The 16843-nt window shown below is 63.7% G+C and carries 15 protein-coding genes; 9 read left to right on the forward strand and 6 right to left on the reverse strand.

All coding sequences use genetic code 11. The features are described 5' to 3' along the window. Positions 1-187 precede the first annotated feature (187 nt). The 8 genes from recX to NCT32_RS02380 all read left to right on the forward strand — a co-directional run bounded on the left by recX (position 188) and on the right by NCT32_RS02380 (position 10397). Complete coding sequence (recX, locus tag NCT32_RS02345; protein ID WP_250489870.1) at positions 188-928, forward strand: recombination regulator RecX; 741 nt, start codon at positions 188-190, stop codon at positions 926-928. An 80-nt stretch (positions 929-1008) separates the two neighbouring features. Continuing rightward, complete coding sequence (locus tag NCT32_RS02350; RefSeq protein WP_409241522.1) at positions 1009-1698, forward strand: DUF2889 domain-containing protein; 690 nt, start codon at positions 1009-1011, stop codon at positions 1696-1698. A gap of 95 nt (positions 1699-1793) precedes the next feature. Next, on the forward strand, positions 1794-2975 hold the full coding sequence (gene sucC, locus NCT32_RS02355) for an ADP-forming succinate--CoA ligase subunit beta (protein WP_311394659.1): 1182 nt from the start codon (positions 1794-1796) through the stop codon (positions 2973-2975). A gap of 100 nt (positions 2976-3075) precedes the next feature. Further along, positions 3076-3957: a succinate--CoA ligase subunit alpha gene (gene sucD / locus NCT32_RS02360; RefSeq protein ID WP_008351350.1), complete on the forward strand. Its 882-nt coding sequence runs from the start codon at positions 3076-3078 to the stop codon at positions 3955-3957. 126 nt (positions 3958-4083) lie between these two features. Continuing rightward, positions 4084-4794 carry a TerC family protein gene (locus NCT32_RS02365; protein ID WP_061117710.1) on the forward strand — a complete coding sequence of 237 codons (711 nt, stop codon included), beginning with the start codon at positions 4084-4086 and terminating at the stop codon, positions 4792-4794. 124 nt (positions 4795-4918) lie between these two features. After that, the gene (locus NCT32_RS02370; protein ID WP_284508476.1) at positions 4919-5512 is read left to right on the forward strand and encodes a pilin; all 594 of its coding nucleotides are present in this window, start codon (positions 4919-4921) and stop codon (positions 5510-5512) included. A gap of 1249 nt (positions 5513-6761) precedes the next feature. After that, positions 6762-8468 (forward strand): group II intron reverse transcriptase/maturase, encoded by a 1707-nt coding sequence (ltrA, locus tag NCT32_RS02375; RefSeq protein ID WP_250489867.1) that lies wholly within the window; start codon positions 6762-6764, stop codon positions 8466-8468. A gap of 123 nt (positions 8469-8591) precedes the next feature. Further along, complete coding sequence (locus tag NCT32_RS02380) at positions 8592-10397, forward strand: PglL family O-oligosaccharyltransferase (protein ID WP_061117709.1); 1806 nt, start codon at positions 8592-8594, stop codon at positions 10395-10397. Positions 10398-10403: 6 nt separating this feature from the next. Here NCT32_RS02380 and moaC read toward each other — a convergent pair whose 3' ends face one another. Next, the gene (gene moaC, locus NCT32_RS02385; RefSeq protein WP_061117708.1) at positions 10404-10901 is read right to left on the reverse strand and encodes a cyclic pyranopterin monophosphate synthase MoaC; all 498 of its coding nucleotides are present in this window, start codon (positions 10899-10901) and stop codon (positions 10404-10406) included. 176 nt (positions 10902-11077) lie between these two features. Here moaC and NCT32_RS02390 point away from each other — a divergent pair, with 176 nt between their 5' ends. Then, positions 11078-13081, forward strand: a complete 2004-nt coding sequence (locus NCT32_RS02390) for a M48 family metalloprotease (RefSeq protein ID WP_250489868.1) — start codon at positions 11078-11080, stop codon at positions 13079-13081. Position 13082: 1 nt separating this feature from the next. On the opposite strand, the gene NCT32_RS02395 is transcribed toward NCT32_RS02390, so the two are convergent. The 5 genes from NCT32_RS02395 to NCT32_RS02415 form a co-directional block, all read right to left on the reverse strand. Beyond that, positions 13083-13667: a DUF2946 family protein gene (locus NCT32_RS02395; protein ID WP_061117706.1), complete on the reverse strand. Its 585-nt coding sequence runs from the start codon at positions 13665-13667 to the stop codon at positions 13083-13085. Between the two features lie 6 nt (positions 13668-13673). Then, the gene (locus NCT32_RS02400) at positions 13674-14747 is read right to left on the reverse strand and encodes a YheT family hydrolase (protein ID WP_061117705.1); all 1074 of its coding nucleotides are present in this window, start codon (positions 14745-14747) and stop codon (positions 13674-13676) included. Positions 14748-14792: 45 nt separating this feature from the next. Further along, the gene (locus tag NCT32_RS02405; protein WP_061117704.1) at positions 14793-15239 is read right to left on the reverse strand and encodes a nuclear transport factor 2 family protein; all 447 of its coding nucleotides are present in this window, start codon (positions 15237-15239) and stop codon (positions 14793-14795) included. Positions 15240-15431: 192 nt separating this feature from the next. After that, positions 15432-16505 (reverse strand): lipopolysaccharide heptosyltransferase II, encoded by a 1074-nt coding sequence (waaF, locus tag NCT32_RS02410; RefSeq protein ID WP_061117703.1) that lies wholly within the window; start codon positions 16503-16505, stop codon positions 15432-15434. 124 nt (positions 16506-16629) lie between these two features. Beyond that, positions 16630-16827, reverse strand: coding sequence for a zinc-finger domain-containing protein (locus tag NCT32_RS02415; RefSeq protein ID WP_008351333.1), 198 nt, complete (start codon positions 16825-16827; stop codon positions 16630-16632). Between the last annotated feature and the right edge of the window lie 16 nt (positions 16828-16843).

Below are 16843 nucleotides of genomic sequence, written 5' to 3' on the forward strand. Positions count from 1 at the left end.
GGCGGCCGACGCCCCGATCCCGTAGCGCCGGGGCGGGGGGGGGGGGGTGGATACGACGAGCCGCCGCGTAAACACACCCACCCCCCCCCCCCCCCCCCCCCCGCCCCCCCCCGCCCCCCCGCGTCGCGTTTTTGACCGCGCTAAAGACGGTGAAAGTGGCGCGGACCAGAGTGATCGCGCGGCGCGTCTGGCGCAAGCGCGCGCTCTGCTGAAACAGGCAACCGAGCAGCCGAAGGCGCGTCCCACTGATCGCGCGCCGCAGCCCGCCGAGCCTGCAAGCAAACCGTCCGAACCCGAGCCCATTCCCTTCACGGATCCGTTCGAAGACGCCGATCCTTTCGAGCCCTTCGAACAGTGCGTGCCTTGCGAAGGACCGCACGCCGAATCGGCCGAGCCGGTCTACAGCCGCTCCAGTCAGCGCACTCGAAAGACTTCGGCTACCGAAGTCGGCAATTCCAAACGCCCGCAACGCTCCCTGAAGGGGCGCGCGCTCGCGTTTCTCTCGCGGCGCGAATACAGCCGCGCGGAGTTGTCGCGCAAACTGCGCCCGTACGTCGACGAGGCCGATTCGCTCGAATCCCTTCTCGACGGCCTCGAGCGCGACGGCTGGCTGTCGAATGAGCGCTTTGTCGAAAGCGTCGTGCATCGGCGGGCGTCGCGCATGGGCGGCAGCAGGATCATCGACGAGTTGAAGCGTCACGCCGTCGGCGATGCGCTCATCAGCGAAACCGCCGACAAGCTCGCGCAATCCGAGACCGCGCGCGCCCGGGCCGTTTGGGAGAAGAAATACGGCATGCCGCCCGAGACGCCTGCCGAGCGCGCCAAGCAGGCCCGTTTCCTGGCCGCGCGGGGTTTTTCGAGCGGCACGATCGGCAAGATCCTGAAAGGCGGCGAGGAAGACTGGAGCGAAGAGATCGTCGACGACTGAGCGCCGTCCATCTCCTGCGAACCGCACGCGCGTTTCATTCGTCACGCGTATGCCCGGCTCCAAATACCCAATATGCTAAAATTCCACGGTTTTCCCCGTACCGGCTCACTTTCAGCATGCCTCTCTCGCCTCCCGCTCCCCGACAATTGCGCCATCGTCGCGCGATTCGGCTGGAAGCGTTCGAGCGTGACGATGGCCTGTGGGATATCGAAGCCTGTCTAACCGATGAGAAGCCGCGCGACTTTCGCCTCGCGACGGGCGTCCGGCCACACGGCCTGCCGATCCATGAACTCTGGCTGCGCATCACCATCGACCGCAAGCTCACCATCGTCGACGTCGAAGCATCGTCGGACTGGTCGCCCTATGGCGGTCTGTGCGCCGAGTCCAATCCGGTTTATCGCAAGCTCATCGGGCTCAATCTCCTCCAAAGTTTTCGCCGCGAAGCCAACAAGCTGCTGCGCGGCGCGGCCGGCTGCACGCATCTCACCGAATTGTGCGGCGTTTTGCCGACCGCAGCCATTCAGGCATTCGCCGGCGACGTCTGGAAGATCGAGAACGGCAATCCGTTCAATCAATCCGACGCAGTTCATTCCTCCACGACCGCAGCGCGGGACGAGCCGCCGTTTCAGCTCGGCCGATGCCACGCATTGCGCTTCGACGGTCCCGCAGTCAAGGAGTATTACCCGCGCTGGTTCGGTCACGCACCCGCCGGGCAAACGGATACCGGCACAACGGTACAGGACAGGCCGGAGACAAAGTCCGCCTCGTAGCGCGCAGGCTGCGCTTGCGCGTACGCACGGAATTCAAACAAGAATCGAAGAAGATCAGCGGTTCAAACACATAGAAGTTCACTCCAACTCTCAGACTGAAGGAATCACGCATGAAGATTCACGAGTACCAGGGTAAGGAAATCCTGCGGAAATTCGGCGTCGCGGTCCCGCGCGGCAAACCCGTGTTCTCGGTGGATGATGCGGTCAAGGCCGCGGAAGAGCTGGGCGGCCCGGTTTGGGTCGTCAAGGCGCAGATTCACGCCGGCGGCCGCGGTAAGGGCGGCGGCGTGAAGGTCGCGAAGTCGATCGAGCAGGTCCGCGAGTACGCGAACCAGATCCTCGGCATGCAGCTCGTCACCCACCAGACCGGCCCCGAAGGCCAGAAGGTGAATCGCCTCCTGATCGAAGAAGGCGCGGACATCAAGAAGGAACTGTACGTCGGCCTCGTGCTCGACCGCGTTTCGCAGAAGGTCGTCGTGATGGCGTCGAGCGAAGGCGGCATGGACATCGAAGAAGTCGCGGAAAAGACGCCCGAGCTGCTGCACAAGTTCGCCGTCGAGCCGTCGACGGGTCTGCAGGACGCAGACGCGGATGACCTCGCACGCAAGATCGGCATCCCCGACGCATCGATCCCGCAAGCGCGCGCGATCCTGCAAGGCCTGTACAAGGCGTTCTACGAAACTGATGCATCGCTCGCGGAAATCAACCCGCTGATCGTGACCGGCGAAGGCAAGGTCATCGCGCTCGACGCCAAGTTCAACTTCGATTCGAATGCGCTCTTCCGTCACCCGGAAATCGTCGCGTACCGCGATCTGGACGAAGAAGATCCGGCTGAAGTCGAAGCGTCGAAGTTCGACCTTGCGTACATCTCGCTCGACGGCAACATCGGCTGCCTCGTGAACGGCGCGGGTCTGGCGATGGCGACGATGGACACCATCAAGCTGTTCGGCGGCGAGCCGGCCAACTTCCTCGACGTCGGCGGCGGCGCGACGACGGAGAAGGTGACCGAAGCGTTCAAGCTGATGCTGAAGAATCCGAACCTGAAGGCGATTCTCGTGAACATCTTCGGCGGCATCATGCGCTGCGACGTGATCGCGGAAGGCGTGATCGCGGCGTCGAAGGCAGTGCATCTGCAAGTGCCGCTCGTCGTGCGCATGAAGGGCACGAACGAAGACCTCGGCAAGAAGATGCTGGCTGATTCGGGCTTGCCGATCATCTCGGCGGACAGCATGGAAGAAGCCGCGCAGAAGGTCGTCGCGGCAGCCGAAGGCAAGTAAGCGCGTTTTCGCTTACCGAGCCTAAGAGAGCGTTCCACCAGATACGAATGGCGGCGCCGGGCGCGAGCCTGAGCGACGCCAAACGAACAGAGGTCACTACATGTCGATTCTGATCAACAAAGACACGAAGGTCATCACGCAGGGCATCACCGGCAAGACCGGCCAGTTCCACACGCGGGCGTGCCGCGAATACGCGAACGGCCGCGAAGCGTACGTCGCGGGCGTGAACCCGAAGAAGGCCGGAGAGGACTTCGAAGGCATTCCTATCTATGCGTCCGTCAAGGAAGCGAAGGCTGAAACGGGCGCCACCGTTTCGGTGATCTACGTGCCGCCCGCAGGCGCAGCCGCTGCGATCTGGGAAGCCGTCGAGGCCGATCTCGATCTCGCGATCTGCATCACGGAAGGCATTCCGGTTCGCGACATGCTCGAAATCAAGGACCGCATGCGCCGCGAAAACCGCAAGACGCTGCTGCTCGGACCGAACTGCCCCGGCACGATCACGCCGGACGAGCTGAAGATCGGCATCATGCCGGGTCACATCCACAAGAAGGGCCGCATCGGCGTGGTGTCGCGTTCGGGCACGCTGACGTATGAAGCGGTCGGTCAGTTGACGGCGCTCGGCCTCGGCCAGTCGTCGGCGGTCGGTATCGGCGGCGATCCGATCAACGGTCTCAAGCACATCGACGTGATGAAGATGTTCAACGACGATCCGGAGACGGACGCCGTCATCATGATCGGCGAGATCGGCGGTCCGGACGAAGCGAATGCCGCTTACTGGATCAAAGACAACATGAAGAAGCCGGTCGTCGGCTTCATCGCGGGCGTGACGGCGCCCCCGGGCAAGCGCATGGGCCACGCTGGCGCGCTGATCTCGGGCGGGGCGGACACGGCGGACGCCAAGCTGGAAATCATGGACGCGTGCGGCATCAAGGTCACGAAGAATCCGTCGGAGATGGCGCGTCTGCTGAAGTCGGTTCTCTGACATCGAGCGGGCAAATTACGCGAGGGTTTGGTACTCTTACTGATTCCTTTCGTATAAAGCCGATCAAAAGCGAGGGAGCGTTGCTTCCTCGCTTTTTCATTTCGGCGCCTGCTTTCTCTTTGCTACATGCTCGAATTCTTCTCAACGCTTCATTGGGGCGCGGTCGTTCAGATCATCGTGATCGACATTCTGCTCGGCGGCGATAACGCCGTCGTGATCGCGCTCGCTTGCCGCAACCTCCCCGATCAGCAGCGCACGCGCGGCATCGTGCTCGGTACGCTCGGCGCGATCATCCTGCGCGTCGTGCTGATTGCGTTCGCCGTGATGTTGCTCGACGTTCCGTTCCTCAAGTTCGTGGGCGGCATGCTGCTTTTGTGGATCGGCGTGAAGTTGATGCAGCCGGATCACGACGAGCATCAGATCACCGCATCGGACCGTCTGTGGGCGGCGGTGAAGACGATCATCATCGCGGATGCCGTGATGAGCCTCGACAACGTGATCGCGATCGCCGGCGCGGCCGAAGCCGCCGATCCGCGTCATCGGCTCGCATTGGTGATCTTCGGGCTGATCGTGAGCATTCCGCTCATCGTGTGGGGCAGCACGCTGGTGTTGAAGCTGCTCGACCGCTTCCCGGTCGTCGTGCTGCTCGGAGCGGGCCTGCTCGGATGGATCGCGGGCGGGCTCATCATCGACGATCCGTTCATCGACCGATGGCCCGCGCTCAACACCGAACTCGCCGGCTATACGGCACGCGCCGCCGGCGCGTTGTTCGTCCTTGCGCTGGGCTGGCTGCTCAAGCGCCGCGCGCTCGCCGAGGGCAATCGCGCGGCTGGCTGAGCACACGTCCGCGAAATTGCCTAGGCCGTTCGGCCGACTGTCGCCCGTTGCGCTCCCTCAATACGATCGAAGCGTCCTGACCGCATCGCGCGGCAGGGCGCTTTCTTGTTTTCTTGGAGCAGCAATGACGACGATGGCTTGTAGTTTGGGCGCGCCGTGCGAACGGCGCGCAGGGTGGTTCGGGAGGCGCGCGCAAGAAGTGCTGACGCGCGGCTTCACGTTGATCGAACTGATGATCGTGCTCGCGATCGTCGGCGTGGTCGCGGCGTATGCGATACCCGCTTACCAGGATTATCTGGCGCGAAGCCGCGTGGGCGAGGGCATCACGCTCGCGGCGGCCGCGCGGCTCGCGGTCGCTGAGAACGCGGCGAGCGGCGCGGATCTCGCGGGCGGGTTTTCGTCGCCGCCGGGCACGCGCAACGTCGAGTCCATTCACGTCGACAGCGACACCGGGCAGATTACGATCGCCTACACGACGCGCGTCGCGCCCGCGGGTTCGAACACGCTCGTGCTCGTACCCTCGACGCCCGATAACGCCGATACCCCGACCGCGCGCGTCGCGTTGAGCCGCGGCGTCGTGCAGGCAGGCTCGGTGACATGGGAATGCTTCGCGGCCGCAAAGACGGACTCGTCGCTGCCCGCGCCGGGCGCCGGTCCGTTGCCGGCGCAGGCGCCGACGCTCCGGGCGAACCTCGCACCGCCGGAGTGCCGCGCGTAAGCGGTGCGAAAGTTCGGCACGAGAGGTAAGCGCGGCGGCAGGATTTACGGCGCCGCCGCGTCTTTGCGACGTCGTTTTTGCACGATAAGCAGCGATTTCGTTGCAATTCCGGCCGTTCGACGGACAGCGGGGGCAAAGTTTTGTATAGTGCGCCGGTTGGTGCGACACGCACGCTCGTGTCCGTATGCCCCACGTTACGGGGCATCGACTAGAGGGTTATTGAATCGGCCTCGGCCGGATCACCATGCCCTCCACAGGCGGCCCCCTTGTGGGCCGCAATTTAGGCAGTAGACGTGCTGTTTGTGAGCACGGTTTCTTTTAGTGAAAGCGGGACCCGGAGTAGTTTGCCGGATACCGCATTGCATTGACCTGATTACCGTCAGGTCCCGCCCAGTCAGCGGCTTCCTCTCCGCCGACAGGGCGGAATGATGTGTGCATTTCCTGCGCCACTAGGCGACGGAGTCGCTAGCCGATACGAGCGAAAGCTCGGTGTGTCATTGTTTTGCCTCACCTGCAGTCTGGGCGAGGAAGTGAACCTGCTGTACGACCAGCAGTAGCCTAGGAAGACATGCGTCACTGGCAACGGTGGGGTGTGAAGCTCTTCTGACAACGTAGCCCCTGGACGTTTCGGGCAGACCGGTTCCGCGAGGAACGATCTGGAGACTCCCAGCAGCAAGGGGGTTGAGGAGCTAGGCTGGCTGATAAGGTTAACGTACGTGAACTGCTGATAAACCTCGTAAGCACTGAGGAGCCAAAGCTGCTTGAACATCGGGCTCTAACCAAAAGGTACGTGGCTGGTTAATCCGCTCAACCGTCGGATTACGTCGTCATCAAGCCACCGGGGAAGAGGCAGAACCTACGTCAGTCGTGTGACATGCCGGGAACGTGGTAAGCCTGTATGGTTGCCAGTGCTGTACTGCTGGCAGGCGAACCGTAAGGGACGCTGTTGATTGTGCAGGTATGGGAGGACGGAAAAAGCGAATGCTGGGCTGTAATGGTTCGGATAGGGGCTTAGACATCGCCCCACGCGAAAGCGGGCAGACTTCCGTCTGGTCTACCGTCGTAAGACGGCTGACTACCCTCTGTAACTTGGTGAGGTACGGGCGCATGCGCTCGTACTGAGGTGTTTGATCGAGATATGGGTGCATGCGCCCATATTGAGGTGTTTGTTGTTCCCCAGCGGGGTGTGTCTTCCCGCTGGGGAAGATGCGCCTCCTGCCGGGGATCTAATCCAAGGTAGGAGAGCAGCATGAAAGTATCCAGTCGAAAGACCGGATCTGCGCTTTCCCACGCGCCGGATAACTGGTACGCCGTCGATTGGCGTCGGGTTGAACGGAACGTGAGAGGGATGCAGATCCGAATTGCGAAGGCGACGCGGGAAGGCGACTGGCGCAGGGTGAAAGCCTTGCAACGGATGCTTACCCGCACGTTGTCCGCAAAGTTGTACGCGGTACGACGTGTTACGCAGAACCAGGGTGCGCGAACGGCTGGAGTCGATCGCGAACTGTGGGATTCGCCTGAAAGCCGATGGCGTGCCGTCGGCAGGTTAAAGCGGCGTGGATACAGGCCTCTGCCTTTACGGAGAGTCTTTATCCCCAAAGCCAATGGAAAGGAGCGCCCTTTGGGCATCCCAACCATGCGGGACAGGGCGATGCAAGCCCTGTATTTGCTGGCTTTGGAGCCGGCGTCGGAGTCGACGAGCGATCCGAACTCGTATGGGTTCAGGTTAAACCGCTCGACGGCCGACGCCATGTCCCAGATTTTCGTTGTCATGGCCCGGCGCAGTTCATCGCAATGGGTGCTCGAAGCGGATATCAAGGGGTGCTTTGACCACATCAACCACGACTGGCTGGAACGACATGTCCCGATGGATAGGGAAGTCCTTCGGAAGTGGTTGAAGGCTGGCCTGATTTACAAGGGACAGCTACAGGCGACTGAGGCCGGTACGCCGCAGGGAGGCATCATCTCCCCGACGCTGGCAAACGTGACGCTGAACGGGCTGGAGCGTGAACTGATTGCGCACCTCGGTGCGAAATTCGGGATCGCAAAGGCAAAGAAGCTGAAAGTGAATGTGGTTCGATATGCGGATGACTTCGTGATCACCGGCGACTCGAAAGAGATTCTGGAAAACGAGGTCAGGCCTTGGGTGGAAGCATTCCTTGCTGTACGAGGCTTGCGACTGTCCGAGGCGAAAACGCGTATCACACACATTGACGAAGGCTTCGATTTCCTTGGGTGGAATTTCCGGAAGTACTCGGGGACACTGCTCATCAAGCCGAGCCGGAAGAATGTGCAGACGTTCTACCGAAAGGTGGCGGATACGATCAGCGGTCACAAGACGGTGAAACAGGCGGAACTGATCCGCCTGCTGAACCCGATGTTACGGGGCTGGGCGCAGTATCACAGCTCGGTGGTTGCCAAGCAGGCCTACAGCCGCATGGAGTCGCTGGTGTTTTTCCGACTCTGGCGGTGGTCGAAACGGCGGCATCCGAACAAGAACACCGATTGGGTGAAGCAGAAGTACTTTCACTCGACCGGTAGTCGAAATTGGGTGTTCGCTGTCCCGATAGTTCGGGACGATGGGAGTACGGGGTTGCTTGAGCTGTACCAACTCAGCGGTATGGAAATCAGGCGACACAAGAAGGTCAAGGGTGACTTCAATCCCTTTGATCCGCAGTGGGAGCAATACGGGGAGCAGTTGCGACAGATGCGCATGTGGGAATCAATGCGCTATCGCAAGCAATGGGCTTCGCTGTATATGTCACAGAGCGGGATGTGTGCGCACTGTGGTAGTGCCCTGACGGAAGAGACTGGCTGGCACGATCATCATCTTGAATACCGGATGCATGGCGGATCAGACGCTCTCTCCAACCGGGTTTTGCTCCATCCGGACTGCCACCGGCAGGTGCACGTTGGTAAACTTGTCGTAACTAAGCCGGCCCCGTCGTTGCAATGACGGGGCTTTGTATAAGAAATCTGTAGGCTCGAGCCGTATGCGGGGAAACTCGCACGTACGGTTCCTAGGGGGCTCCTCTTTCGCAAGGAGGGGGGGCTACCCTACCCGACGTTCCTTGCCCTCATGCCTTCCCACTACGCACGCTTTCTTTGTTTTGCTGTCCTGTGTCTTGCGTTGACGATTCCTTTCGCGGTCGTCAACCATACGTATCCGATTCCGACTTTCTACGCTGAATACAGCGCGCTCGCGCTCTATCTGGCGCTCGGCGCGACGGTTGCGCTGCTCGTGCGCGTATCGGAGCCAAAGGTGCCGTTCGCGTCGCCGGTCGTCGCGCTGATGCCGCTCGCGTTCGGCGTGCTGCTCGTCGCGCAGACGCTGTTGTTGCCGGTCGCTCAGCCATCGATGAACTGGCTCGGCGGCGCGTATCTGCTTGCATCGTTCGTCGCGGTGCATACGGGCTTCGGACTCGTGCGGGCAGGGCTTGCCGAGAAGACGCTGAGAATCGGCGCGGCGGCGCTGATGGTCGGCGGACTGTTCGCAGTCTTCTGCCAGATCGTGCAGTTGCTGCATCTCGAAGTGAAGTTCACGCCATTCGTGGTCGCGTACAACGTGATGGTCGAAAGGCGCCCCTTCGGCAATATGGCGCAGGCGAATCACCTCGCGACCGTGATCGCGTTCGCGCTGGCGGCGGCGTTGTATTTCGTGCAGGCGCGGCGGCTGCCGATCGTGTTGTGGCTGATTCTGTCGGCGGCTTACTCACTCGGGCTCGCGCTCACGGTGTCGCGCGGTCCGTGGCTGCAAACGGCGGTGATCGTCGTCGCCGGATTCTGGATGGCGTTCGTTATCGGGCGTCCGGTTGCGTCGGAGGGTTTCGACGGCCCGGGCCGGCGTGATGTGCGTGCGTGGATCGTCCCGATTCTGCTTGCAATCGTCTTCTTCGCCGTGAACGCGGCGGTGCGCTGGGCGAACGTGCGCTACGACTTCGGTCTTGCGCAATCGGCGGCGGAGCGCATGCAGGAAGCCAGTCAGATCGCGCCGCGCCTCGCGCTCTGGAAATACGGCTGGACGATGTTCAAGACGCATCCGTTGCTGGGCGTCGGCTGGGGCGAGTTTCCGCGCTATCAGTTCGATCTCGTCCGCGATCTCGGCGGTGTCGAGGTTGCGAATAATGCGCACGACATCTTCATCGACCTGCTCGCAAAAACGGGCGCGCTCGGGATGGCGATTCTCGTCGCGGGCATCGTGTTCTGGCTGATTCGCGTGCTGCGCGCGCCGCAGACGCCGGCGCGCATTTTCGCCCTGTCGCTGCTCGGCGTGCTGATGATGCACGCGCTCGTCGAGTATCCGCAGCAGTACATGTTCTTTCTCATGCCGGCGATGCTCGTCATCGGGCTGCTGGAGACGCGGCCGCTGCGCCTCGTCGCGCGTCCGCTGTCGTATGGCGTGTACGTCGTGCTCGTGCTCGGCGGGCTCGCAGCGCTCTATCCGACGATGCGTGACTACAACCGCGCCGAAGTGCTCTATTACGGATCGCGGCCGGCGGAGCAATATCGGGACAATCCGTCGTTCCTGTTCACGGCGTGGGGCGAATACGGTGCGGCGACGCTGTTGCCGATCAACGCGCAGAACGTCGAGGAGAAGCTCGCCGCGCATCGGAAGGCAATCGCGCTGCTGCCGGGCGAGACGGTGTTGCGCCGATACGCGGTGCTGCAGGCGCTTGCCGGACAGCGCGCCGAAGCGCTCGACACGATGGCGCGCCTGAAGATCTTCGCCACTCAGTTACACGACTGGCCGAAGCAACTTGCCGCCGTCTACGATCTGGTCGACGAGGCGGGCAAGCCGCTCGCTTCCTTCAGGGCGGATCTGGTGAAGCTGTATGGGGTGCCGGCGCAGAGTCAGGAGTCTTCGGCGGACGACGACGAGGAGTGAGGCGGATCAGGGTGTCGGCGATGTGTGATCGTCCGCCACCCAATCGCCGGATTTTCCTCCGTGCTTCTCCATCACGCGCACGTTCGTGATGGTCATCCCCCGATCCACCGCCTTGCACATGTCGTAAATGGTCAGGAGCCCGACCTGCACGGCGGTCAGCGCTTCCATCTCCACACCCGTGCGTCCGACCGTCTCCACACGCACTTCGCAATGCACGCCGGGCAGCGCCTCGTCGATCGTGAAATCCACCGCGACGCGCGTCAGCGCCAACGGATGACACAGCGGGATCAGATCGGCCGTGCGCTTCGCCCCCTGAATCGCGGCGATGCGCGCGACGCCGAGCACGTCGCCTTTTTTCGCGCGGCCTTCGCGGATCAGCGCGAGCGTGCCGTCGAGCATCGCGATCGAGCCGCGCGCCACGGCGACCCGCCGCGTTTCGTTCTTTGCGCCGACATCGACCATGTGCGCCTCGCCGGCGGCATCGAAATGGGTGAGTCCGGACATAGCGTCTCCTTCGAATGGGCGCCTATCATACCAGCGTGATTTCGCGCGGTTTTTCGCGAAAGGTCGCGCTCCGGCGCGACGCAGGGCCGACGCGGGACGCCCCCCGCGCAACACTTGATACGATAAGCTCGTTTCAGTTTTCGAGCCGACCATCGGCGCTTCGACCGTTTCGCGCCATGCATCCGACACGTCCGAGCCGCGTGCTCATCTCCCTGCTGTGTGTTGCCCTCGCCATGCCGCCCGCGGCGCTGGCGCAATCGAGTGCGCCTTCCGCGAGTTCGACCGGCACGCTCGCGGCCTCGCAACTGCGTTCATCGCAGGAAAGCACTGTCAGCGACGTGCCAGCCAATGTCGCGGATGGCGTGTTCGGCGTATACGGCGGCGCGCAAAGCCGTTTCGCGAATCGTCCGGGCACGATGTCGGGCCTGCGCGCACCGCTCTCGTCGGTGCAGCTTCCGGATCTCGGCGATGGCTCTGGCGGCTCGCTCACCCCACAGGCCGAGCGCAAGGTCGGCGAGCGGATGATGCGTGAAGTGCGCGCCGATCCCGACTATCTCGACGACTGGCTGCTGCGGGATTACCTCGATTCGATCTCCTCGAAGCTCTCCGCGGCCGCAGCGACACAGTATCTCGGCGGCTATCGGCCGGATTTCGATCTTTTTGCCGTGCGCGATCCGCAGATCAACGCATTCTCGATGCCGGGCGGCTTCATCGGCGTGAATACGGGCTTGGTCGCCGCGACGCAGACCGAGTCGGAACTGGCGTCGGTGATCGGCCACGAAATGGGGCATGTGCTTCAGCGCCACATCGCGCGCATGCTCGGCACGCAGGAAAAGAGCACCTACGCGGCGCTCGCGGCGATGGTCGCCGGCATGCTCGCGGGGCTGCTCGCGCACAGCGGAGATCTGGGCATGGGCATCGCGATGGGCGGACAGGCGTTCGCCGTCGACAATCAACTGCGCTTCTCGCGCGCGGCCGAGCACGAGGCCGATCGCGTCGGGTTCCAGATGCTCGCCGCCGCCGGATACGATCCATACGCGATGGTGGCGTTCTTCGAGCGCCTCGACCGCGCGTCGATGGCCGATAACGGCGTGCCGCCCTACGTGCGCACGCATCCGCTCACGACCGATCGCATCGCCGACATGGAAGGCCGCGCGCGGCGCGTGCCGTACCGGCAGCCACGCCAATCGGCGGAATATGCGTTCGTGCGTGCCCGCGCGCGCGCGCTGCAGGTGAATTACGCGAGCGATTATCGCGAGGTCGCGAGCCGGCTCAAATCGGAAATCGAGGATCAGACGGCGCTCAATCCGGCATCGAACTGGTATGGAATTGCACTCGCGCAATCGTTGATGGGCAATTTCGATGCGGCCAACGACGCACTCGCCAAAGCACGCCAGCTGTTCGAGGGCGAGGAGGCGAGCGCGGCGGCGGCATCGGCGCAGGTTCAGCAGGAGGATCGCGCGCATGCGCCGCAGGACGTGGCCGCGACCGCGCCGCCCGTGCCTTCGCGAAAGGGCGGCGCGCAGTCGCTGCGCAACGCCGATCCTTCGATGACCGCAACGCCGCTCGATCACGCACGCGCGGCGCTGAATCTCGGCCACGCACCGCAGCCCGATTCGACGCCGGCGACGGCGCCTCGCGCGAGCAGCGACATTGCGCTGGCGCCGGTTCACGTCGAAGGCCGAACGGCACCGGCGCCAAAACCGCAGCCCGCGCCGCAAGCATTACGCAGCACGCCGAGCCTCGACGTGCTCGCCGCTGACATCGCCCGCCGCGCGGGCCGCAACGACGACGCGATCCGCCTCGCGGACATCGCGCAGAAACGCTGGCCGGCGTCCCACGCGGCCATCGACGTGCATCTGCAGACGCTGCTTTCCGCACGCCGCTTCGCCGAAGCGCAGACGCTCGCACGCCGCGAAACGCGCGCCGAGCCGACGCGGCCCGACTGGTGGTTCTATCTCGCGCAGGCGAGCGCGGGTCTGAACGATCCGCTGCAACAACATCAGGCGATGGCGGAGAAGTTCGCGCTGGACGGCGCGTGGCTATCCGCGATCCGGCAACTGAAGGAAGCGCGCGATGTGAAGACCGCGAGCTTCTACGATCTTTCAACGATTTCCGCGCGCCTGCGCGATTTTGAAATGCGCTACAGGGAAGAGCGCGAGCTGGAGAAGAACGGCTAGGTCAGTCTTTCTTCGCGGCGGCGCGGTTTGCCGGACTCGCGACGAAGCCGAAACGCGTCGCGACGTCGGCGCGTGCGATCGGCTGCACGGGCAGATCGACGCCATCGCGCCAATGGAAAATGCCGCCCTTGCCCGCATCGTCGAGCGACGCGTGATTCGCGAACAGTTCGAGATCGTGGTCGTGCATGGCGGCCACGCGCGCCGGCGATGCGTCGTCGGAAAAGAGGATGCCGCCTTCGTCGTCGATGTACGCCTGCGCCGGCTCGAATGCCGCGCCGGCCTGATCCGTCAGGCGTAATACGCCGTCCGCCGCGTGCAGGCGCACGATCCACGGCGTGTAGGCCAGTTCCACATAGACGCGCTGCGGACCGTTCTGGAAGAACCACTGGCCGTCTGCATCGCTTTCGTAGTTGCGGTTGATGAAGCCCAGCAGCGCTTCATGCCGGATCGGCGTCCCGAGTTCGCCGGCAGCCTGGGCGGCGTCGTCGCGCATGCGCCACTGGCCGCGTCGGTCGAGCAGCAGCCAGCCCGTGCAGTGCGGAACGTTGGGCCATTTGGCGAGCGCCTGTTTGACGATTTCATCCATGATCGTTCACGAAACGAAGTTCTCCAGATAGCCGAACACACGCAGCGACAGCCAGTCGATCCGGCCGGGAAACGGCCCCGTCATGAAGCCGACGTGCCCGCCGTGGTTCGGCTGGTCGAGCGTGACTCGCTCGGACACTTCAGCAAGCGAGGGCAGCGCGAACTCGGGCAGGAACGGATCGTTGCGCGCGTTCAGCAGCAGCGCGGGCACTTCGATGTGCTTCAGATGCGCGCGGGTGGTCGCCGTCGACCAATAGTGATCGGTGTCGCGAAAGCCGTGCAGCGGCGCCGTGACGACGTTGTCGAACTCGTACAGCGTGCGCGCCGCGAGCACGGCGTTGCGATCGTAAAGACCAGGATACTGGCCGAGCTTCGCGAGCGCCTTCTTCTTGAGCGATTTCAGGAAGCTGCGCGTATAGACCATGCCGAAGCCCTGCGAGATCGCGAGGCCGCCGGCGTGGACGTCGAGCGGCGCGGAGATGGCCGCGGCCGCGCTGACGATCGACGCATCCTTGCCGCTTTGGCATAGCCAGTGCAAAAGCACATTGCCGCCGAGCGAGACGCCCGCCGCGACGACCGGCCCGGGATGCGTCTGCGCGAGCCGACGCAGGATCCAGTCGACTTCTGCGCTATCCGCGAGATGGTAGAAGCGCGGCAGCAGGTTGAGCGGGCCGCTGCAACTGCGAAAATGCGGCACGACACCACGCCAGCCGCGCGCGCGGGCGGCGGCCATCATCGTGCGCGCGTAGTGCGAATCTGAATTGCCTTCGAGGCCGTGAAAGAGCACGAAGAGCGGGGCATTCGCGGCGGGTTCGTCGCCGGTTTCGTGCGCGAGGAAGTCGAGATCGATGAAATCGCCATCGGGCGTGTTCCAGCGCTCGCGCCGATAGCCCACATCGGGTTTTCGACCGAACAGGGCAGGGACGATGGTCTGTGCGTGGCTCGTCGGCAGCCAGCGCGGCGCGTTGTACAGCCATTCCGAGCCCGGCAGCCCCGGAACGCGCGCGGTTGCCTTCAGCGCGACGGCAGGCGCTTTGTCCACGAATGACGAATCGTGTTTCATCAACGGATCGCGCTTCATGGCCCCTCCCCGACAGACGTCTTCTTCAGCGCTTCAAATCTACCTTCAGTGCAGCGGCCCCTGGCCGTGACGCAGCCTGGCCGCGAACTGGCCCGCCGTATCCGGCGGCATCTCGCTCGCGTGAATGTGCGCGATGCGCCACTCGCCGCGCTCGTGAACCATCACGTAGGTCGTGTAGATCATGCGCGGTACGCTCGCGGGCGCGGCCTGCTGGTGCGCCTCGGCGATCGCATAGACCACCGTGCCTAAGCTGTCGTACACGCGGATATCGAGCGGCTCGATGGTCACCGCCTGCGTTTCGAATTGCTTGCCGAGACCGGCGCGGATGCTTTCCAGCCCGTGCAGATGCGTGCCGTCCGCGCAGACGCAGGTGGCGAACTCCTCGTCGATCCACAACGACATGACACTGTCGATGCTGTTGTCCGCGACCGCCTGATAGTAAGCGTTGAGAGTATCGGCTGCGGCTTCGAAGAGGCGGGCGAAACGTGGCATGGCTCGTGGGTCTCTGGCATTCGGTGCTCGGCGCCGCGCGAAGCCGCTGATGGCGGCAGGCGACGGAACGGCGCGCTGCATCGGTCATTGGTCAAAGCATGCCCCCGTTCGGAGACATTCGCGTGTCCGCACCCGCACACACGGCTGGAAACCGTCGAGTTGGACACGCGTTTTCGACGCGTGAGCGCAACATCAACGATGCGCGAGCAGCATCCCGCGCAAATCGCCGAAGACCTGTTCGGCCGAGAGTTCGCGCAAGCAGTTCAGATGGCCGAGCGGACACTCGCGGGCAAAGCACGGACTGCATTCAAGATGCAGCCATTGTACCTTTGCGAGATCGGACAAGGGCGGCGTGTGGCGCGGATCGGTCGAGCCGTAGACCGCGACGAGCGGCCGGCGCGACGCGGCCGCGACGTGCATGAGGCCGGAATCGTTGGTGACGACCGCGCTCGCCCGTGAAATGAGCGCGCACGCTTCGCCGAGCGACGTCTGGCCGCACAGGTTGCGCACCATCGGCGCACGCTCCGCGATGGCCTGCGCGATCGGCGCATCCTTCTTCGAGCCGAGCGCGATGATGCGCGCATACGGGAACGACTGCGCGATGAATTGCGCGAGCGACGCGAAATGCTCCGGCGGCCAGCGCTTGGCGGGCCCGTACTCCGCGCCCGGGCAGAACACGACGAGCGGCGCCCGCGTGTCGAGATTGAAGCGCGTCGAGACGCGCGCGGCTTCGTTCGGATCGAATTCGAGACGCGGCACGGGAAGCGTCTGCGCCTCGGGCTCTCCGGCGGCATCGGGCTGGGCGAATTTGTCGACGAACGGCAGCTTCGCGCCCGGCGCGTAGGCGAGCGCGGCGTAATGCGCGGTCATCGGCGGACGCTCGGTCTTCGGCGGATTCGCGTGACGCACGTTCAAGAGCCCGTAGCGGCTCTCGCCCGTGTAGCCGATACGCAAATTGATGCCAGCCATCCACGGAATCAGCGCGGATTTGACGGAGTTGGGCAGCACGTAGGCGGCGTCGTAGCCGACATCGCGCAAATCGCTCGCGAGCTGCCAGCGGCGCAGCAGTTGCAGCTTGCCGTGGGCGAGATCCGTCGCGTAGACGTCGCGGATCTCGGGCATGCGCTCGAGCACGGGCGCGACCCAGCCCGGCGCGACGGCATCGATCGCGATGCGCGGATGCAGTTTGCGCAAGAGCGTAAAGAGCGGCTGCGCCATCAATGCGTCACCGATCCAGTTCGGTGCTATAACCAGCGCACGGCGCATCTGTCGTTATCCGATCTCAAAATGAACGCGGCCCGCCGCCTTGGGGCGAGCCGTCGATTGTCGTGGGTCTGATGTGCGCCTTTTGCTACGGCGCGGAAACAGGGCGGCGGCGCCCGGCGCGTTTTCAGTGACCGCCCTTGAGCACTTCGCCGTCTTTCAGCTTGTAGCGCGTGCCGCAGTACGGGCAGCGCGCTTCGCCGTGCGTCACGTCGATGAACACGCGCGGATGCGTGCTCCAGCGCTGCATCTTCGGGTTCGGGCAGAAGGCGGGCAGATCTTTCGCCGACAATTCCACCAGCGGCATTTCCTTCAGGTCGCTCATTGCTATCTCTTGTCAG

The organism is Caballeronia sp. INML2 (assembly GCF_023631365.1).
In the GTDB taxonomy this organism is placed as follows: Bacteria; Pseudomonadota; Gammaproteobacteria; order Burkholderiales; family Burkholderiaceae; genus Caballeronia; species Caballeronia turbans.